This window comes from Rhizobium phaseoli (assembly GCF_003985125.1).
Taxonomy (GTDB): domain Bacteria; phylum Pseudomonadota; class Alphaproteobacteria; order Rhizobiales; family Rhizobiaceae; genus Rhizobium; species Rhizobium phaseoli.
Genome location: NZ_ML133578.1, coordinates 104,107 through 124,229 on the forward strand (window position 1 = coordinate 104,107; position 20,123 = coordinate 124,229).

17 protein-coding genes are annotated in these 20,123 nt (G+C 61.1%); 10 read left to right on the plus strand and 7 right to left on the minus strand.

Features of this window, described 5'->3' with window-relative positions; genetic code table 11:
* Window positions 1-107: 107 nt before the first annotated feature.
* The 3 genes from metH to EFD56_RS21685 all read left to right on the plus strand — a co-directional run bounded on the left by metH (window position 108) and on the right by EFD56_RS21685 (window position 4,710).
* Window positions 108-3,881: a methionine synthase gene (gene metH, locus EFD56_RS21675; protein WP_085742913.1), complete on the plus strand. Its 3,774-nt coding sequence runs from the start codon at window positions 108-110 to the stop codon at window positions 3,879-3,881.
* Between the two features lie 197 nt (window positions 3,882-4,078).
* On the plus strand, window positions 4,079-4,312 hold the full coding sequence (locus EFD56_RS21680) for a type II toxin-antitoxin system Phd/YefM family antitoxin (protein ID WP_085742912.1): 234 nt from the start codon (window positions 4,079-4,081) through the stop codon (window positions 4,310-4,312).
* The gene (locus tag EFD56_RS21685; RefSeq protein ID WP_064828083.1) at window positions 4,309-4,710 is read left to right on the plus strand and encodes a type II toxin-antitoxin system VapC family toxin; all 402 of its coding nucleotides are present in this window, start codon (window positions 4,309-4,311) and stop codon (window positions 4,708-4,710) included. Before EFD56_RS21680 ends, EFD56_RS21685 begins: the two co-directional genes overlap by 4 nt.
* 2 nt (window positions 4,711-4,712) lie before the next feature.
* Here EFD56_RS21685 and EFD56_RS21690 read toward each other — a convergent pair whose 3' ends face one another.
* Together EFD56_RS21690 and EFD56_RS21695 are read right to left on the minus strand one after the other, a co-directional pair.
* On the minus strand, window positions 4,713-5,477 hold the full coding sequence (locus EFD56_RS21690; RefSeq protein WP_037140330.1) for a GntR family transcriptional regulator: 765 nt from the start codon (window positions 5,475-5,477) through the stop codon (window positions 4,713-4,715).
* Window positions 5,474-6,358 (minus strand): glucosamine kinase nucleotide-binding domain-containing protein, encoded by an 885-nt coding sequence (locus EFD56_RS21695; protein ID WP_064818659.1) that lies wholly within the window; start codon window positions 6,356-6,358, stop codon window positions 5,474-5,476. The genes EFD56_RS21690 and EFD56_RS21695 overlap by 4 nt, the downstream gene beginning before the upstream one ends.
* 530 nt (window positions 6,359-6,888) lie before the next feature.
* On the opposite strand from EFD56_RS21695, the gene EFD56_RS21700 reads away from it, so the two are divergent.
* The 5 genes from EFD56_RS21700 to EFD56_RS21720 all read left to right on the plus strand — a co-directional run bounded on the left by EFD56_RS21700 (window position 6,889) and on the right by EFD56_RS21720 (window position 12,231).
* The gene (locus tag EFD56_RS21700; RefSeq protein ID WP_037140327.1) at window positions 6,889-8,148 is read left to right on the plus strand and encodes an ABC transporter substrate-binding protein; all 1,260 of its coding nucleotides are present in this window, start codon (window positions 6,889-6,891) and stop codon (window positions 8,146-8,148) included.
* Between the two features lie 216 nt (window positions 8,149-8,364).
* Window positions 8,365-9,312, plus strand: coding sequence for a carbohydrate ABC transporter permease (locus EFD56_RS21705; RefSeq protein ID WP_037140325.1), 948 nt, complete (start codon window positions 8,365-8,367; stop codon window positions 9,310-9,312).
* A gap of 9 nt (window positions 9,313-9,321) precedes the next feature.
* Window positions 9,322-10,161: a carbohydrate ABC transporter permease gene (locus EFD56_RS21710; RefSeq protein ID WP_004678195.1), complete on the plus strand. Its 840-nt coding sequence runs from the start codon at window positions 9,322-9,324 to the stop codon at window positions 10,159-10,161.
* A complete protein-coding gene (locus EFD56_RS21715; protein ID WP_085742911.1) occupies window positions 10,158-11,219 on the plus strand; it encodes a Gfo/Idh/MocA family protein in 1,062 nt (353 codons plus the stop codon). The genes EFD56_RS21710 and EFD56_RS21715 overlap by 4 nt, the downstream gene beginning before the upstream one ends.
* Window positions 11,220-11,229: 10 nt before the next feature.
* Window positions 11,230-12,231 carry an ABC transporter ATP-binding protein gene (locus EFD56_RS21720; RefSeq protein ID WP_085742910.1) on the plus strand — a complete coding sequence of 334 codons (1,002 nt, stop codon included), beginning with the start codon at window positions 11,230-11,232 and terminating at the stop codon, window positions 12,229-12,231.
* 170 nt (window positions 12,232-12,401) lie between these two features.
* Here the strand turns inward: EFD56_RS21720 and EFD56_RS21725 are convergent, their stop codons facing one another.
* The 5 genes from EFD56_RS21725 to EFD56_RS21745 form a co-directional block, all read right to left on the minus strand.
* Window positions 12,402-13,463 carry an ABC transporter ATP-binding protein gene (locus EFD56_RS21725; protein ID WP_004668493.1) on the minus strand — a complete coding sequence of 354 codons (1,062 nt, stop codon included), beginning with the start codon at window positions 13,461-13,463 and terminating at the stop codon, window positions 12,402-12,404.
* A 12-nt stretch (window positions 13,464-13,475) separates the two neighbouring features.
* Window positions 13,476-14,264: an ABC transporter permease gene (locus EFD56_RS21730; RefSeq protein WP_004668496.1), complete on the minus strand. Its 789-nt coding sequence runs from the start codon at window positions 14,262-14,264 to the stop codon at window positions 13,476-13,478.
* Window positions 14,261-15,154: an ABC transporter permease gene (locus EFD56_RS21735; protein ID WP_004668498.1), complete on the minus strand. Its 894-nt coding sequence runs from the start codon at window positions 15,152-15,154 to the stop codon at window positions 14,261-14,263. Before EFD56_RS21735 ends, EFD56_RS21730 begins: the two co-directional genes overlap by 4 nt.
* 74 nt (window positions 15,155-15,228) lie before the next feature.
* Window positions 15,229-16,332 (minus strand): ABC transporter substrate-binding protein, encoded by a 1,104-nt coding sequence (locus EFD56_RS21740; RefSeq protein WP_012484539.1) that lies wholly within the window; start codon window positions 16,330-16,332, stop codon window positions 15,229-15,231.
* Window positions 16,333-16,521: 189 nt separating this feature from the next.
* Window positions 16,522-17,394: a MurR/RpiR family transcriptional regulator gene (locus EFD56_RS21745; protein ID WP_037140320.1), complete on the minus strand. Its 873-nt coding sequence runs from the start codon at window positions 17,392-17,394 to the stop codon at window positions 16,522-16,524.
* A gap of 170 nt (window positions 17,395-17,564) precedes the next feature.
* Between EFD56_RS21745 and EFD56_RS21750 the strand changes: the two genes are divergently transcribed.
* Together EFD56_RS21750 and EFD56_RS21755 are read left to right on the plus strand one after the other, a co-directional pair.
* Complete coding sequence (locus EFD56_RS21750) at window positions 17,565-18,335, plus strand: N-formylglutamate amidohydrolase (protein WP_037140318.1); 771 nt, start codon at window positions 17,565-17,567, stop codon at window positions 18,333-18,335.
* Window positions 18,336-18,452: 117 nt separating this feature from the next.
* A complete protein-coding gene (locus EFD56_RS21755) occupies window positions 18,453-20,009 on the plus strand; it encodes an amino acid permease (RefSeq protein WP_206513423.1) in 1,557 nt (518 codons plus the stop codon).
* Window positions 20,010-20,123 lie beyond the last annotated feature (114 nt).

Here is a 20,123-nt window from a genome sequence, read left to right on the forward strand (position 1 = left end):
GTCATCTGGCGAGGCTTGCAAAGCACGAAATCGACAGGCATATATTGACATAAAGATATCTTTATGTGATTTGGATGTCTGGTCTTATGACGTCAAGGAGCCCTCCCGTGTTTGATACTCTCTTTGGTCCGGAAACGGGCAAACGTGACGGCAGTGAAGTTTTCGCAGCGCTGCGCAAAGCCGCCAGCGAGCGCATCCTCGTCCTTGACGGCGCCATGGGCACGCAGATCCAGGGGCTGGGTTATGACGAAGACCAGTTCCGCGGCACCCGCTTCATCGGCTGCGCCTGCCACCAGAAGGGCAATAACGACCTTCTGATCCTGACCCAGCCGGATGCGATCGAAGAGATCCATTACAAATACGCCAAGGCCGGCGCCGATATTCTCGAGACCAACACCTTCTCCTCGACCCGCATCGCCCAAGCCGATTACGAGATGGAAAATGCGGTCTACGACCTCAACAAGGAAGGTGCGGAGATCGTCCGCCGCGCGGCACTGCGCGCCGAGCGCGAGGACGGCCGCCGCCGCTTCGTCGCCGGCGCCATCGGCCCGACCAACCGCACCGCCTCGATCTCGCCCGATGTCAACAATCCCGGTTTCCGCGCCGTCACCTTCGATGATCTGCGCTCTGCCTATGGCGAGCAGATCGACGGCCTGATCGACGGCGGCGCCGACATCATTCTGATCGAGACGATCTTCGACACGCTGAACGCCAAGGCGGCGATCTTCGCCTGCGAGGAGCGCTTCGAGGCCAAGGGCGTGCGCCTGCCGGTGATGATCTCCGGCACGATCACCGACCTTTCCGGTCGCACGCTGTCCGGCCAGACGCCGTCGGCCTTCTGGAATTCGGTGCGCCACGCCAATCCCTTCACGATCGGCCTCAACTGCGCGCTTGGCGCCAACGCGATGCGCCCGCATCTGCAGGAGCTTTCGGGTGTTGCCGACACCTTCATCTGCGCCTATCCGAATGCCGGCCTGCCGAACGAGTTCGGCCAGTATGACGAGACGCCGGAGCTGATGGCGGCGCAGATCGACAGCTTCGCTCGCGAAGGCCTGGTTAATATCGTCGGCGGCTGCTGTGGCTCGACGCCGGAGCACATCCGGGCGATTGCCGAGACCGTCGCCAAGTACAAGCCGCGGCCGCTTCCCGAACACCGCCCCTTCATGTCGCTGTCGGGCCTCGAGCCCTTCGAACTGACCAAGGACATTCCCTTCGTCAATGTCGGCGAGCGCACCAACGTCACCGGCTCGGCGAAGTTCCGCAAGCTGATCACCAATGCCGATTACACGGCAGCGCTCGATGTCGCGCGCGACCAGGTCGAGAACGGCGCCCAGGTGATCGACATCAACATGGACGAGGGCCTGATCGATTCCGAAAAGGCAATGGTCGAGTTCCTCAACCTGATCGCCGCCGAGCCCGATATCGCCCGCGTACCCGTGATGATCGACAGTTCGAAATTCTCGATCATCGAATCCGGCCTGAAGCGCGTCCAGGGCAAGCCGATCGTCAACTCGATCTCGCTGAAGGAAGGCGAGGAGAATTTCCTCGCCCAGGCGAGGCTCCTGCGCAATTACGGCGCCGCCGTCGTCGTCATGGCCTTCGACGAGACGGGGCAGGCCGACAATTATCAGCGCAAGGTGGAAATCTGCACCCGCGCCTATAAGCTTTTGACGGAAAAGATCGGCTTCCCGCCCGAGGACATCATCTTCGACCCGAACATCTTCGCGGTCGCCACCGGCATCGAAGAACACAATAATTACGGCGTCGACTTCATCGAGGCGACGCGGACGATCCGCGAGCGCATGCCGCTCGTCCATATATCAGGCGGCGTTTCGAACCTGTCCTTCTCGTTCCGCGGCAACGAGCCGGTGCGCGAGGCGATGCACGCCGTGTTCCTCTATCACGCCATCCAGGCGGGCATGGACATGGGCATCGTCAATGCCGGTCAGCTTGCCGTCTACGACAACATCGACCCCGAATTGCGCGAGGCCTGCGAAGACGTGGTGCTGAACCGCCGTCCCGACAGCACCGAGCGACTGCTGGAAGTGGCCGAGCGTTTCCGCGGCGCCGGAGCCAAGGAGGGCCGGATCCAGGACCTTTCCTGGCGCGAATGGAGCGTAGAGAAGCGCCTTGAGCATGCGCTGGTCAACGGTATTACAGAGTATATCGAAGCCGATACCGAGGAGGCGCGCCAGCAGGCCGCCCGGCCGCTGCATGTCATCGAAGGGCCGCTGATGGCCGGCATGAACGTGGTCGGCGATCTCTTCGGTTCGGGCAAGATGTTCCTGCCGCAGGTGGTCAAGTCGGCGCGCGTCATGAAGCAGGCGGTCGCCGTGCTGCTGCCCTACATGGAAGAGGAAAAGCGCCTCACAGGCGGCGACGATCGCCAGTCGGCCGGCAAGATCCTGATGGCGACGGTCAAGGGTGACGTGCACGATATCGGCAAGAACATCGTCGGTGTCGTGCTTGCCTGCAACAATTACGAGATCGTCGACCTCGGCGTCATGGTGCCGGCGACGAAGATTTTGGAAACGGCGATTGCCGAAAAGGTCGACGTCATCGGCCTTTCCGGCCTGATCACGCCGTCGCTCGACGAGATGGTGCATGTCGCGGCCGAAATGGAACGGCAGGGTTTCGACATCCCGCTGCTGATCGGTGGGGCGACGACCAGCCGTGTGCACACGGCGGTCAAGATCCATCCCGGCTACAACAGGGGCCAGGCGATCTACGTCACCGATGCGAGCCGCGCTGTCGGCGTCGTCTCGGCGCTGCTGTCGCCGGAAACGCGGCAGGGCTATGTCGATGACGTCAGAGCCGAATATGCCAAGGTGGCGGCCGCTCATGCCCGCAGCGAAGCCGAGAAGGTGCGTCTGCCGCTGCCGCGGGCCCGCGAAAATGCGCACAAGATTGACTGGCCGGCCTACAAGCCGACGAAGCCGCAGTTCTTCGGCACCCGGGTGTTCGAAGATTACGATCTGGCCGAGCTTGCACGGTATATCGACTGGACGCCGTTCTTCCAGACCTGGGAACTGCGCGGCCGTTTCCCGGCCATTCTCGAAGACGAGAAGCAGGGCGAGGCAGCGCGGTCGCTCTGGGCCGACGCCCAGGCGATGCTCAAGAAGATCGTCGACGAGAAGTGGTTCCGGCCGCGCGCCGTCATCGGCTTCTGGCCGGCCGGCGCCGTCGGCGACGACATTCGGCTGTTCACCGATGAAAGCCGCAGCGAGGAGCTTGCCACCTTCTACACCTTGCGCCAGCAGCTTTCGAAGCGCGATGGGCGGGCGAATGTGGCGCTCTCGGATTTCGTGGCGCCTGTCACAAGCGGCGTGCAGGACTATGTCGGCGGCTTCGTGGTGACGGCCGGCATCGAGGAGATCGCCATCGCCGAACGGTTTGAGCGGGCGAACGACGACTATTCCTCGATCCTCGTCAAGGCGCTGGCCGACCGCTTCGCCGAAGCTTTCGCCGAGCGCATGCACGAGCAGGTGCGGCGCGAATATTGGGGTTATGCGAGGGATGAGCAGCTCAGCAACGAGGATCTCATCACCGAGGCCTATGCCGGCATCCGTCCGGCGCCCGGATACCCCGCTCAGCCTGATCACACGGAGAAGAAGACCCTCTTCAAGCTGCTCGATGCGGAACATAACGCGGGCGTGAAGCTGACGGAAAGCTACGCGATGTGGCCCGGCTCATCCGTCTCGGGTCTCTATATCGGCCACCCCGACTCCTATTATTTCGGCGTCGCCAAGGTGGAGCGCGATCAGGTGGAAGACTATGCCAAGCGCAAGGGCATGGAGGTTTCCGAAGTCGAGCGCTGGCTCGGACCGGTGCTGAACTACGTGCCGCGCAAGGCGGACGAGGAGATCGAGGACGCGGCCTGATTTGGCGAGTCTTCGCAGGCGCTTGAGGCGGCGCGTTCAGGAACTGATTCAATGAATGAAAGCCGGGAAGTGATTCACTTTCCGGCTTTATGCTTTTGATATAGTTCAATAATCATCCGCATTTTGGCTTTTCGAATTCGCTAGCGGAATTCACGGTGAGATGATATGATTAGCTAACTTAGCTAATGAGGGCTGCGATGCAGGTTACCATTCATGCCGCGAAGACCAATCTGTCGAAGTTGATCGACGCCGCCCTTTCCGGTGAGGAAGTGGTGATCGCCAAAGGGCACAAGCCTGTCGTGAAGATCATTCCGATTGCGCAATCTTCCTTCAAGATCGGACTACTCAAGGGACAGGTTGCTGGAAATGGGCCGGACTTTTTCCAGCCCATGGATGAAAGCGATCTTGCTGCCTGGGAAGGGATCGAGTGAATTCGCTTCTGCTCGACACGCATGCCTGGGCATGGTCGCTGACCGGCGACGAGCGGCTTTCGGGCAAGGCGGTCGCTCTGGTCGAAAAGGCGGAGACTATTCTCGTCAGCCCGATATCCCTTTTTGAAATCGGGCAGAAGGTCCGTCTCGGCAAATGGCCAGAGATGGAGCCTTTCATCGGCCGGCTGCCGGAACTGCTGCAGGAACAGGGTGGCATTACCGCGGGCCTGACACCGGAAATCTGTCTGGCTGCAGCCATGATGGACTGGACGCATCGCGATCCGTTCGACCGGCTTCTTGCGGCGACCGCCATGCAGAATGGGATACCGATTATCTCCGCCGATGCGATCTTCGACGAACTCGCCGGAAACCAGCTTTGGATCGCCCGCTTCTGGTAGGCTCAGGTCACCGCGATCGTCAGCTCCGCGACGAAGTCATAGGCATCGCCGCGATAGAGCGAGCGGGTGAATTCCACGGCGCGGCCGGAGCCGAGATAAGAGATGCGCTCGATCGACAGGCCGGCGGCGCCGACGGGGACGCCGAGAAGCTGGGCGTCGGCTTCCTTCATATTGGTTGCGGAAATGCGCTGCACGGCGCGCACCGGGCGGACCTGGAGGCGTTCCAGTTCGGCGTAGAGCGAATTGGTGACGACGGACGGATCGGGCAGGAATTCACCGGAGACGCTGGCATTCTCGATCGCCAGCGGCTGGTCGTCGGCAATGCGCAGGCGCGACAGGCGCGAAACTTTCACGTCGGTGCCGAGACCGAGGATCATCATCTCGTCGGGCGAGGGGGTGTGGACACCCTTGTGCAGCCATTCGGAGCGGGAAGACATGCCGCGCCGCGCCATGTCCTCGGTGAAGGAGGTGAGCTGCGACAGGCGCTGCTCGACCTTGGAAACCGGTTTGGCGACGAAGGTGCCGGAGCCATGGCGGCGCACCAAGAGGCCGTCGGCAACGAGTTCGTCGATCGCCTTGCGCACGGTGACACGGCTGACAGCGGCGAATTCGGCGATGTCGCGTTCCGGCGGCAGCGCATCGCCGTGGCCGAGCGTGCCGGTGCGTACGGCCTCTTCGAGCGTGCGGCGAAGTTTGACGTAGAGCGGGCCGGTGCCGGCTGCCTGCAGGCGTTGCAGGGAAAGAAGGGTAGCGAGGTCGTCAGTCATGCCGCACCTCTCTGCCGGTCGTTCAAAAGCTTGACGGCAAGTTCCACCGCACCCTGCAGGGCATCGCCCTTGGGACTGGCAAGCCGCGATCTGTAACGTTCGGAAAGCCACGGCTCATAGGCTCCGGCCAGGCCTCCGAGCAGGCAGATCGACGAGCATTCGGGCCAGAGCAGTGCGTCGAGGCTTTCGCCGATCGCCGTTGCCGCATCCGTGACGATACCTACCGCGACGGCATCGCCCTTGGCCGCATATTCGAAGACAACAGGCGCATAGCGAGCAAAATCCGTCGGTCTTGCCGAATGCGCGAATTCAACGATGCGCTCAGGGTCGTCGCCATATTCGGTCATCAGCGCTTCGGTGATCGCAGAAGCCGGGTGCACGCCATCATGGGCAAGCAGCGAGCGTTCCATGAGGTCGCGGCCGAGGCGGGCGCCGCTTGCCTGGTCGCCGACGACGAAGCCCCAGCCGCCGATGCCGTTCAGCCGGCCATTCCTGCGGGCATTATAAACCGAGCCGGTGCCGAAGGCGCCGACGATGCCGTCGTCGTCGCCAAGCGCACCCTGCAGGGCAATCAGCGCATCGGTGACGACCCGGCCTTCGGCAAAGGGCAGGGCCTTTTCGATTCGCTCGCCGTAATCCGTGACATTGGCGCCGGCGACACCGACGACAGCAGCGACAGAGGAGATTGTTTCATCTGCAAGCCCGGCATCGCGCAGCGCCTGCCGGGCAGATTCGACGATGTTGAGAAGAGAGTTTTCCAGGTCGGACAGGATATTGGCCGGGCCCGCTTTGCCGCGGCCGATGATATTTCCGTTTCTGTCTGCGACCGCGGCGCGGCAGCTCGTTCCGCCGCCGTCTATGCCGATTGCAAGCTCCGTCATCGGGCCTCCGAATACGCCGTTCCCTGTGTTTTTATTACAATACCAAAAAAATACCATTTACCAAGTGGGAATGGTTGAGAAAATTCGGCTTTTTATCTAATTGATTTTGCTGGATAAAATTTTTTAATGAATTTTTGAAGGCCGAAAAGTTAAAATAGACTGGACAATTGGTATTTTTTTGGCCTTAATTCGGCAAAAGGGAACAGCACATCGAAGCCCGCGAAAACCGGCAGCAAAGCCAAGCCGGAACCGCTTCGAGGATGATCGAGAGAACGACCCGCCGCCTGTCAGGCTGGTGGCAAAATTCGGCATCCATCGGCTTTTCCCGATCAATTTTGCCGCGCCCGATGCCGGTCATGGGGCAGTGCGCAGTCCGGCCGCAAGCGATCCGCCTTTGCGTCCGTCGAGCTTTCGGGGCCGGCAGGTGCTGGCGGCCCTCCAAGAGGCGTTGGGTGTTTCCTCAAGCACACCAATTGCTTGTTTCAGATCGAAAACAGCGCCTTGCGGCGCTCAAAACACAGGAGAGGGAAATGAAAAACACTGCTCTGAAAAGCTTGCTGCTTGCCTCCAGCCTGCTGACGTCAGCCGGTCTCGTGCATGCCGCCGACGTCACGCTGACGGTCGAAAGCTGGCGTAACGACGACCTGCAGATCTGGCAGGAGAAGATCATTCCGGCCTTCGAAGCGAAGAACCCGGGCATCAAGATCGTCTTCTCGCCGACCGCGCCGACCGAATACAATGCCTCGCTGAACGCCAAGCTCGATGCCGGCTCCGCAGGCGACATCATCACCTGCCGTCCGTTCGACGCTTCGCTGGAACTCTTCAACAAGAAGCAGCTCGTCGACATCACCAGCCTGCCGGGCATGGAGAATTTCTCAGCCGTCGCCAAGGCCGCCTGGACCACCGACGACGGCAAGTCGACCTTCTGCGTACCGATGGCCTCAGTCATTCACGGCTTCATCTACAACAAGGATGCCTTCGACAAGCTCGGCATCTCGGTGCCGAAGACGGAAGACGAGTTCTTCGCAGCGCTCGACAAGATCAAGGCCGACGGCACCTACATTCCGCTTGCCATGGGCACGAAAGACCTCTGGGAAGCCGCGACCATGGGCTACCAGAACATCGGCCCGAACTACTGGAAGGGTGAAGAGGGCCGCGAAGCCCTGATCGCCGGCAAGCAGAAGCTGACCGATCCGGAATGGGTAAAGCCCTACGAAGAACTTGCCAAGTGGAAGCCCTATCTCGGCGACGGTTTCGAAGCCCAGACCTACTCGGACAGCCAGAACCTCTTCACGCTCGGCCGCGCCGCGATCTATCCGGCCGGTTCCTGGGAAATCGCGCTCTTCAACACGCAGGCGCAGTTCAAGATGGGCGCCTTCCCGCCGCCGGTTCCGAAGGCCGGCGACACGGGCTACATCTCCGACCATCCCGATATCGGCGTCGCCCTGAACGCGAAGAGCACGCATGCCGAGGAAGCCAAGAAGTTCCTCAGCTGGGTCGCTTCGCCTGAATTCGCCGATATATACGCTAATGCGCTGCCGGGCTTCTTCAGCCTGAACTCCAACCCGGTCAAGATGTCCGATCCGCTCGCTCAGGAATTCGTTTCCTGGCGCGGCCCGTACAAGTCGACCGTGCGCTCGACCTATCAGATCCTGTCGCGCGGCACGCCGAACCTCGAAAACGAGACCTGGGTCGAATCGGCCAACGTGATCAACGGCACGGACACGCCGAAGGTCGCTGCCGAAAAGCTCCAGAAGGGCCTCGACAGCTGGTACAAGCCGGCCAAGTGATGTGATCAGGGGCGGCGTTTGCAGCCCCTCATCCGGCCTGCCGGCACCTTCTCCCCGCTTGCGGGGAGAAGGAGACTCGCAGCGACCTCTCAGCTCGATTTAGCATCCCAGCAGGGCATTGCCTCTCTCCCGGTCGGCAGAGAGTTCGGGTGAGGCGCAACATCTTCCATCTGCGTCCGCACGATTGCGGCCAGTCGACGAGAACAGGCAAACGCCATGAGCCAAACCGACAACGCGGCCGATATCGTCCCGATCAAGCGCCCCGTGCGCTGGCACATCTTCGTTTTCATGCTGCCCGCGGTGATCGTCTATTCCGCCGTCATGGTGCTGCCGCTCATCGAAACGCTCAGGCTTTCGCTCTACAATACGGTCGACGGGCAGCCAGCCTTCGTCGGGCTTGCGAATTTCAAGGTGCTGTTCGGCGATCCGCGCTGGGCGCATGATTTCTGGAACGCCCTGGTCAACAACCTGATCTTCTTCGCCATCCACATGTGCGTGCAGAACCCGATCGGCATTGCGCTCGCCGCCCTGCTTTCGGTGCCGAAGCTGCGCGGTGTGGCCTTCTACCGCACGGCGATGTTCCTGCCGACGCTGCTTTCCTTTGTCATCGTCGGCTTCATCTGGAAGCTGATCCTCTCGCCGATCTGGGGCGTGGCACCCTGGATGCTCGATCTCATCGGGCTCAAATTCCTGTTCGCGCCCTGGCTCGGCAAGCCCGGCTCGGCGCTGATCGCCGTGTCGCTGATCTCCAACTGGCAATATATCGGCATTCCGATGATGCTGATCTATGCCGCGCTGCTCAGCATTCCCGAAGAGGTGATCGAAGCGGCCGAATGCGACGGCGTTACCGGTTGGGCGCAATTCTGGAAGATCAAGCTGCCGCTCATCCTGCCGGCAATCGGCATCATCTCGATCCTGACTTTCGTCGGCAATTTCAACGCCTTCGACCTGATCTACACGGTGCAGGGGGCGCTTGCAGGGCCCGATATGTCGACCGATATTCTCGGCACGCTGCTCTACCGCACCTTCTTCGGTTTCCAGCTTCAGCTCGGCGACCGCTCGATGGGCGCGACGATCGCCACCGTGATGTTCCTCATCATCCTCGCCGGCGTCTCGCTTTATCTCTTCGTCATCCAGCGGCGCATGCGTCGCTACCAGTTCTGAGGAGCGCGCATGTCCAAGGCACGCACATCTCCCATCCGCACCGGCCTCGTGCATCTGGCGCTCAGCGCCTACACACTGGTCGCGCTGTTTCCCGTGTTCCTGACCATCGTCAACTCGTTCAAGGATCGCGCCTCGATCTTCCGCGAGCCGCTGATGATCCCGACGCCGTCGACATTCAGCCTGGTCGGTTACCAGACGGTGCTGGGGCAGGGCGATTTCGCCACCTATTTCCAGAACAGCTTCATTGTGACGATCGTCTCGATCCTGCTGGTGCTGCTCTTCGGCGCCATGGCCGCCTTCGCACTATCGGAATACCGCTTCCGCGGCAATCTGCTGCTCGGGCTCTATATGGCGATCGGCATCATGATCCCGATCCGGCTCGGCACGGTGGCCATCCTGCAGGGCATGGTGGCGGCCGGCCTCGTCAATACGCTGACGGCGCTGATCCTCGTCTATACCGCGCAAGGCATACCGCTGGCGATCTTCATCCTGTCGGAATTCATGCGCACGGTCTCGGACGATCTGAAGAATGCCGGCCGTATCGACGGGCTTTCCGAATATGCGATCTTCTTCCGCCTGGTGCTGCCGCTGGTGCGCCCCGCCATGGCGACGGTCGCCGTCTTCACCATGATCCCGATCTGGAACGATCTCTGGTTCCCGCTGATCCTGGCGCCCGCCGAGGCCACCAAGACCGTGACGCTCGGCTCGCAGATCTTCATCGGCCAGTTCGTCACCAACTGGAATGCGGTGCTGGCAGCGCTGTCGCTGGCGATCCTGCCGATCCTGATCCTCTACGTCATCTTCTCGCGGCAGCTGATCCGCGGCATCACCTCGGGAGCCGTCAAGTGAGCCAGGAAAAACCGATCCGCGTTCTCGTCGCCGGCCTCGGCAATATGGGCCGCAGCCATGCGCTTGCCTATCACAACGATCCAGGTTTCGAGATTATCGGTCTGGTCAACCGCTCCCCGGCGAAGCTGGAGCCCGAACTGCAGGCCTATACGGTTCATCCCGATTTCATGACGGCGCTTGCCGAACTGAAGCCGGATCTCTGCTCGATCAACACCTATTCCGACAGCCATGCCGATTATGCCGTCGCCGCCTTCGAGGCCGGCTGCCATGTCTTCGTGGAGAAGCCGCTGGCGACCACGGTCGCCGACGCCGAGCGGGTGGTGTCGGCGGCGAAGAAAACGGGGCGCAAGCTGGTGATCGGCTATATCCTTCGCCACCACCCGTCCTGGACGAAACTGATCGAGGAGGCGCGCAAGCTCGGCCCGCCTTACGTCTTCCGCATGAACCTCAACCAGCAGTCCAGCGGCCCGACCTGGGCGACGCACAAGTCGCTGATGCGTACGACCTCGCCGATCGTCGATTGCGGCGTGCATTATGTCGACGTCATGTGCCAGATCACCGATGCGAGAGCCGTCGAGGTGCGCGGCATGGGGCTGCGCCTCTCCGATGAGATCGCCGCAGACATGTACAATTACGGTCAACTGCAGGTGCTCTTCGAGGATGGTTCGGTCGGCTGGTACGAGGCTGGCTGGGGGCCGATGATTTCGGAGACCGCCTTCTTCGTGAAGGACGTGATGTCGCCGAAGGGCGCGGTGTCGATCGTCATGGATCCGAACGCCAAGTCCGACGATATCGACACCCACACCAAAACTTCCGTGATCCGTCTGCATACGGCCGAAACCGGCCCGGACGGCAAGTTCATCCGGCCCGACCAGGACATGAGGATGACGGGCGAGCCCGGTCATCAGGCACTCTGCGACCTGGAACAGGCCTTCATGCTGAGGGCGATCCGCGAGGATCTGAACCTCGATCGCCATATGGCGGATGCGGTGGCGTCGCTACGCATCTGCCTTGCCGCCGACGAGAGCGTGCGCACCGGCCAGCCGGTCAGATTGTAAGGAAAAATCAGTGGGATCGCTTCAACTCAAATCCATCCGCAAGACCTATGGTACGCATGAGGTGCTGAAGGGCATCGACCTCGAGGTCAAGGACGGTGAATTCGTGATCTTCGTCGGCCCGTCGGGCTGCGGAAAGTCGACGCTGTTGCGCAGCATCGCCGGCCTTGAGGACGTCACCTCGGGCGCCGTCATTATCAACGGCCGCGACGAGACACTGACGCCGCCGGCCAAGCGGGGCATCGCCATGGTGTTCCAGTCCTATGCGCTCTATCCGCACCTGACGGTCAAGGACAATATGGGGCTCGGCCTCAAGCAGGCCGGCACGGCCAAGGATGAGATCGACAAACGCGTCAGCAAGGCGTCGGGCATGCTGTCGCTCGCGCCCTATCTGGCGCGGCGGCCGGCCGAACTCTCAGGCGGCCAGCGCCAGCGCGTCGCGATCGGCCGCGCCATCGTGCGCGAACCGGAACTTTTCCTGTTCGACGAGCCGTTGTCGAATCTCGATGCGGCGCTGCGCGTCCAGACCCGCCTCGAAATCGCCCGGCTGCACCGCAGCCTGAAGGCGACGATGATCTATGTCACCCACGACCAGGTCGAGGCAATGACGCTGGCCGACAAGATCGTCGTGCTGAATGCCGGCACGATCGAGCAGATCGGCTCGCCGATGGAACTTTACAACCGCCCGGCCAATGTCTTCGTCGCCGGCTTCATCGGCTCGCCGCAGATGAATTTCATCGCCGGCGAGAAGGTCGGCGATCACAGCGCCAAGACGATCGGCGTGCGTCCCGAACATATGACGCTGTCGCGCGAGCAGGGTGCCTGGGCCGCAAAGGTCGTGCATGTCGAACATCTCGGTGCCGACACGATCATCTATCTGGAATCCGACCAGTGCGGCCTGCTGACGGCCCGCCTCTTCGGTGAACACCAGTACGAGCCGGATGAGATCGTCTATGCGACGCCGGATCAGGCGCGCGTGCACCGCTTCGATGCGGACGACCGGGCGATCCGCTGAGGTGCCTTTCCCTTCTCCCCAGCGGGGAGAAGAGATTCGTGGGAATACCTTCGCCCCTTCCCCCTCGCCGAAGCGAGAAGGATCTGACAAGGCTGTTGTCTCCTCCGTCATTCCGACAACGAAAAGGCGCCGTTTCGCGGCGCCTTTTGCATGCGCGGTGCGCGCGAATATCAGTCGCGGATGACCAGCAGATCAGCTGCCATGAAACGCAGCGTCACGGTTTCGCCGGCCTGCGGCGGGGTTACGCCGGGGCTGTTGAACATGTCGAAGGAGATGACATTGCCGCCGACATTCATGCGGGTGCGGATGACCGACCCCAGGAAGTGAGCCGAGACGACCTGGCCGGTCAGCGCCGTATCGCTTCTAGCTGTGTCGGAGAGCGAGCCCGCTTCCGGGCGTAGCGCCAGCGAGATGGTCTCGCCGGCCTTATGGGCTGCGACCGACTGCTTCAACGTGATTTGCTGATCCCCGATCTGGATGAGGTTGGCGTCGGGGTCGACGACCTTGGCCTCGATGAGATTCAGCGTGCCGACGAAAGAGGCGACGAAGCGCGTCGCCGGCGTATTGTAGATTTCGAAGGGCGAACCGATCTGGTCGGCCTTGCCGGCATTCATGACGACGATGCGGTCGGAGATCGACAACGCCTCTTCCTGGTCATGGGTAACGAAAACCGTGGTGATGCCGAGCTGCTGCTGGATCTGGCGGATTTCCTCGCGCAGCGACACGCGGATCTTGGCATCGAGGGCCGACAGCGGCTCGTCGAGCAGCAGTACCTGCGGCTTGACGGCGAGCGCGCGGGCCAGCGCAACACGCTGCTGCTGGCCGCCCGACATCTGATAGGGGAAGCGGTCGGCCAGATGGTCGAGCTTGATCAGACCGAGCATTTCCTTGACGCGGGCGTCGATCTCAGGCTTGGAGGCGCCGGCGACCTTCAGGCCGAAGGCGACGTTGTCGTGCACCGTCATATTCGGAAATAGCGCATAGGCCTGGAAGACCATGCCGATATTGCGCTGGTTCGGTTTCAGCGAACTCTGGTCCTTGCCGTTGATGCTCAGCGTGCCGCCGGTCGGCGTCTCGAAGCCGGCGATCATGCGCAGAACGGTCGTCTTGCCGCAGCCCGACGGTCCGAGGAAGGAGACGAACTCGCCCTTCTCGATGTTCATGTTGAAGTTCTTGACGACCTGCACCGGGCCGAAGGATTTCTGGATGTTGTTCAGTGTGAGAAAAGACATGAGCCGGTTACCTTAAGCCTTTGCCGGGCGGGCTTTGCCGAAGCGGGAAACGAGGTTGAGCAGGCCCATGCTGAGCCAGGTGATCGAGAAGGCGATGACGGCGAGCGCCGAAGGCTCGTAGGCCTTGTTGGCGCCGACAAGCTGCAGGTAGGGGCCGAAGGCCGGACGGTTGAGCAGGGCGGCGAAGGTGAATTCGCCCATGACGATCGCCAGCGTGATGAAGGCGCCCGAGAGCACGCCACTCATGACATTGGGGAAAATGCACCGGAACATGATGGTCGTCCAGCGCGCGCCGAGGCTCTCTGCCGCTTCCGTGAGGGTGCGGACGTCAATGGCGCGCATGGCGGTGTCGACGGCACGGTACATATAGGGCAGGGACAGCGTGATGTAGGAGAACACCAGCAGGACGTTGGTGCCGGTCGTCGAACCCGTCAACGGCAAGTAGGACGACGAATTGTACATCCTGAGATAACCGAAGACGATGACGATCGCCGGGATGACGAGCGGCAGCAGCGTGATGAATTCGACGACGGGGCGCATCTGCGGCAGGCGCAGCCGCACCCAGTAGGCGGTAGGGACGACGAGCAGCATGCCGAAGACGATGGTAAGAAGCGCCATCAGCATGGAGTAGCCGAAGGTCTCGCGGAACTGGGCATCGGAAAAGACCGACTGGTAAGCGTCGAAGCTATATTCGCCTCGGCGCATGCGCAGCGAAAACTCGATCGTGCCGATCAGTGGAATGACGAAATAGGATGCGCCCAGAATAATGGCGATCCAGGCGCCGAGGCGTTGAGCTTTCATTTCTGCCACCGTTCGGCGCGCATGCGCAGCATGAGGTAAAGGACGTTGGAGACGCCTGTTATGACGATCATGCCGAGCGCGATGGCATAACCGAGATTGGCATTGTGCAGGACGTCGCCGCGAATCTGGGCATAGAGCAGGATCGGTACGATGTTCAGCGAACTGCCGGTCAGTGCAAAGGCGGTGGCGATGGCGCCGAAGGCGTTGGCGAAGAGCAGCAGCGTCGTGCCGAGCAGGCTCGGCCACAGGATCGGCAGGGCAACCATCGTCCAGTATTGGCGGTTGGTGGCGCCCAGGATCTCAGAGGCCTCGCGCCATTCCTTCTTCATGCCGTCGAGCGCCGGCGTCAGGATCAGCACCATCAGCGGGATCTGGAAATACATATAGGTGATGGTGAGGCCGAAGAAGGACAGCAGATTAAAGCCGGTGCTGTAAAGGTTGAAGTCGAACCATTCGCGCAGGAAAACCGTCACGAGGCCGGTGCGGCCAAGCGTTGCGAGGAAGGCGAAGGCGAGGGGCACGCCGGCAAAATTCGAGGCGACGCCGGAGAAGGTCAGAAGCGTCGAGCGCACCGAATTGGGCAGGCCGCCGAGCACCACGGCCCAGGCGAGGAAAAAGCCGATCAGCGCGCCGCCGAGAGCCGACGCTACGGAGACGCGAATACTGATCCAGTAAGCGCTCATGATCGACGGGGTAAAGAGATCGCCGATATTCTTCAGCGTGAAGTTACCCTCGGGCGTCAGAAACGCGCCCGCCACCAGATAAAGCGTGGGGATGATCAGGAACAGCAGCGAAAAGATAATGAAAGGTGCAATGCCCAGCCAGTCGATCACGCGGTCTCTGTTGATCAAGGGGGCGCTGCTCACCATAGGCGTTGAAACCGTGCTCATGAAAAGCTCATCCTGGGGCATCGGAGTGAGAAAAAAACCTCCCCGCCCTGAGGCGGGGAGGCAGGATCGAATATTTACTTGACGCTGGCGCCGACGACGGAATCCCAGTTCTTGGTGATGGTTTCCTTGCCTGCAGCCTGCTCTTCGAGCGTCGGGAAAACAGCCTTTTCATAGGCTGCTGCCGGCGGCAGCTTGTCGAGCAGATCCTTCGGGATCTTGTTGTTCTTGGCAAGATCATTGAAGCGGATCGGGTGGCAGTAGCCCTTCAGCCAGCCGAGCTGACCTTCGTCGGAGTAAAGATACTCCATCCAGAGCTTGGCAGCGTTCGGATGCGGAGCGAAGGCGGAAATCGCCTGGACGTAGACACCAGCAACGACGCCCGTCTTCGGCACGATGACCTCGAACGGAGGATTGCCCTTGAGGCTCTGACCCCAGGACAAGGCGTTGTAGTCCCAGGCGACGATGATCGGCGTCGAGCCCTGCGCGAAGGGAGCAGCCTTACCGACAACCGGCACGAAGTTGCCGGCCTTGTTCAGCTCGGCGAAGAACTTCAGGCCTTCTTCGCCTGCCTTGGCTGCGTCACCGCCCGATGCGGAAAGACCAGCGGCGTAGACGCCCTGGACAGCCTGGTTGGCGGTGCGCGGATCGCCGGCGAGCGCAACGGTGTTTGCGTAGTCGCTCTTCTTCAGATCGGCCCAGTCGGCCGGCGACTGCTTGACGAGGTCCTTGTTCACGAGGAACGAAAGAACGCCGTAATAGTCCCCGTACCAATAGCCTTCCGGATCCTTGGCCGTATCCGGGATCGAATCCCAGGTGGAGACCTTGTAAGGCTGGATCAGGCCGTCTTTCTTGGCGGACGGGCCGAAGGAGAGGCCGACGTCGATGACATCAGGAGCCTGCGGGCCGGTGTTGCCCTTGTTGGCCTTGATGGCTTCGACTTCGTCGCCCGAACCGGCATCCGGGTTCAGCTCGTTGACCTCGAGGCCATATTTGGCCTTGAAGCCGGCAATGACGTCGCCATAGCCGCACCAGTCGTGCGGGAGAGCGATTGTGGTCAGCGTGCCTTCTTTCTTGGCGGCAGCGATAAGTTCTGCGCTCGGTTCTGCAGCGGCAATCGCGGTCGAAGCCACGATCATCGCAGTAGAAAGCGACAGGAGTCGAGAAATGTTAGAGATCACTGTTGTTCTCCTTCGGGTTTTCAGTGTCTGGCGATGCTGTTAATGAGCTTACATGAAGCTTGTGTGACGGCTGCGTGACGGTGATTTTGCATGAATAGCAGGCGCTTGTGACAAATGTTCCATTTGCGACAGCGCGGTCTATTTCCGCAAAAATCCGCCATTGTTTTTCTCCCTCTTTGTCTTGTCCTCCTAACCCGGTTTGCGGAAGAGTTTGGTCTGCTCGAACAGCCCCTCCAATGTCTTCATGCGTTCCTTTGTCTCGTCCCAGGTCGAATTCTGGACGGCTTCGATCAGCGCCTCGACGATGAACAGGGTAACGACGGAGGAATCCCAGGCCGACGGTGCCTCGATCCGGACGCGGAAGGCGTGGCGGGCGAGTTTGGCGGCCGGTGAGCCCCATTGGTCGGTGAAGACAACAATTTCGGCGCCGCGCTTGCGGGCGGCGGTGGCAAGGCTGACCATTTCCTGCTCGTAGCGGCGAATGTCGAAGATGATCAGGATGTCGCCGGCATTCATGTTGAGGACATATTGCGGCCAACTGCTGGAATTCGCCGATAGCAGCGTCGTTGCCGGCCGAATGACCTGCATATGGGTGAAGAAATATTCGGCAAGCGCGCCGGTGATGCGGCCGCCGACGAAATAGAGGCCGCGCTTGCGGTCGGAGAGCAGCGAGGCGACGCTGTCGAAGGTCGCGGTGTCGAGATCGCTCAGCGTTTGGCGCAGATTGCCCATAATGGCATCGGCGAAACGATTGAGAATATGAGTGCCCGGCGCGTTCTGCGCCCAGCGGTCATGTTTGGCGATCGGGTTCGATATCGTCGCCTCGACCTCCAGATGCAGATGCGCCTGAAAGTCCGGATAGCCCTTGAAGCCGAGCTTCTGCACCATGCGCACCACGGTCGGCGTCGAAACGCCGGCATTCTCAGCGATGGTGGTGATGCTGCCGAGGCCGGAAACCGGATAATTGTCGAGAAGGCTTTCGGCCAGTTGCTTTTCAGCGCGCGTCAGCACCCCGAAATGCGAGTGTATGACGTCCGAAACCGTCTTCGACGCAACTGTCACCTGATCTGCTCCCCGGGATGGTCTGGCGCCATTTTCCCAATCGAAGTTAACAACGCTGTCACAATCCATGTCAACTGCTGTCATGAAAAGAAATTTTCAGAGGATGCTTGACACTCGCCGGAACCTGAAGAATTCTTTTCTTATAAGGAATTTATTAAGGAGTGGCGCCTTTGGTGCTGGCCCGGCCGAAAATCCTCAGTGAAGCCGACGGTGATTGCGTCGGGATCGAGCGCGCCGGCGGCCGGAGCCCGGTGCTTCTCGTCTGCGAGCATGCTTCGAACACACTTCCGATCCAATTCGGCGATCTTGGCCTGCCCAGCGAAGCGCTCTCAAGCCATATTGCCTGGGATCCCGGGGCTCTTGCGGTCGCCCGCAGCATATCGGAAGCGCTCGATGCGACGCTTGTCTACCAGCGTTTTTCAAGGCTGATCTACGACTGCAACCGGCCGCCGAGTTCGCCCGGCGCCATGCCTGAAACAAGCGAAATCTACGCCATCCCCGGCAACAAGGATTTGAGCGCCGAGGAACGGCTTGCCCGCACTGATGCGCTCTACGTGCCCTTTCACGACGCCATTCGCGGGTTGATCCGCGATCGCCGGGCGAGGAGACAAGACAGCGTCATCGTGACGATGCACAGCTTCACGCCGGTCTATCACGGCCGCGAGCGTGCAGTCGAACTCGGCATATTGCATGATGAGGATAGCCGGCTTGCCGACCGCATGTTGGACGCCGCCGCCGAGGCGCCGCTTTACAGGACGGAACGCAACCAGCCTTACGGGCCCGAGGATGGCGTAACCCATACGCTGATCCTGCACGGGCTCTCGAACGGCTTGCGCAATGTAATGATCGAGGTCCGCAACGACCTCATCGCAGACGATGTCGGCCAAGGGGTCATGGCCGACTATCTAAAAGGGCTGCTCCAGCAAAGCCTGGACGCCTGATAAAAAAAGACCCGAGGGAGCAGTTTAACTGCGGACGTCCGCATGGCGAAAATGCCGCGGGCAATTGGCACTGGATCGGCCCGCAATTCCGCGGCCGGTCGTGAACAGGGGGAAGTCATGTCGGACTATACCGAACTGGACAAGAAGCAGGATGTGCACATCCTGCATTCGATGGGCTATGCCCAGGAACTCGAACGGCGAATGAGTTCATTCTCGAATTTCGCCGTATCATTCTCCATCATTTGCATTCTCTCCGGCGGCATCAATTCGCTGGCGCAGGCGACTTCGGGCGCCGGCGGAGCGGCGATTGGCATCGGCTGGCCGGTCGGCTGCTTCATCTCGCTCGTCTTCGCCATCGCCATGGCGCAGATCAGCTCGGCCTATCCGACGGCCGGCGGGCTCTATCACTGGGGCTCGATCCTCGGCAACCGGTTCACCGGTTGGTTGACCGCCTGGTTCAACCTGCTCGGCCTCGTCACCGTGCTCGGCGCCATCAATGTCGGCACCTATTATTTCTTCATGGGTTCGTTCGGCACCAGCTATCTCGGGCTGACGGACACGACGACGGTGCGTATCCTCTTCCTTGTGATCATTACCGGCGCTCAAGCGCTCGTGAACCACATGGGCATCGGACTGACCGCGAAGCTGACCGACTTTTCCGGTTATCTCATCTTCGCAACGTCGATCGCTCTGGCGGCCGTCTGCCTCATTGCGGCGCCCTCCTACGAGATCGGCCGCCTTTTCACCTTCGCCAACTACTCCGGCGAAGTTGGCGGTAATGTCTGGCCGTCCACCTCGGGCGCCTGGGTCTTCCTGCTCGGCCTGCTGCTGCCGATCTACACCATCACCGGTTATGACGCCTCGGCCCATACCTCGGAAGAGACGGTTAAAGCCGCAGAATCAGTGCCGCGCGGCATGGTTTCGTCGGTGCTGTGGTCGGCGCTTTTCGGCTATATCATGCTGTGCGCCTTCGTCCTGATGCTGCCGAACATGGACGATGCGGCAAAACAGGGCTGGAACGTGTTCTTCTGGGCGATGGACAGCCAGGTCAATCCCCTCGTCAACGATATCCTTTATCTCGCGATCCTGGTCAGCCAGTGGCTGTGCGGCCTTGCGACCGTCACTTCGGTCTCCCGCATGATCTTCGCCTTCTCGCGTGACGGCGGCCTGCCTGCGTCGAAGGCGCTGTCGAAAGTCAGCCCGCAGTATCGCACGCCGGTCGCTGCGATCTGGACCGGTTCGATCTTGTCGGTCCTGTTCGTCTGGGGTTCCTCGCTGGTGTCGATCGGTGATACGCCGGTCTATACAATCGTTGTCTCATGCACGGTTATCTTCCTGTTCTTCTCCTTCGCGATCCCGATCACGCTCGGCCTGTTCGCCTGGGGGACAGCGAAGTGGGACAAGATGGGGCCGTGGAATCTCGGCGAAGGCATGTTCAAGCTTTTTGCAGTGCTCAGCGTCATCGCGATGATCCTGATCTTCGTTCTCGGCATCCAGCCGCCGAACGAGTGGGCGCTCTATATCACCGTCGGTTTCCTCGTCGTCACGGCGATCGTCTGGTTCGGCTTCGAAAGCCGTCGCTTCAAGGGGCCGCCGATCGGTGCTGAAGTGGCAAAGCGGCAAGCCGAGATCGCGGCGGCCGAAGCGGCTGTCGGCGAAAGCGGCGAAAACTAAGCGTCGACACTTCCCTCTCGAATGGCGGGGCCGCTCCTGCGGCCCCGCTCACCGGCTCAACGAAAAGGCATCAGGCCCACGATTCGGCCGAGGCGCATGCGCTTTCGTTGCCTC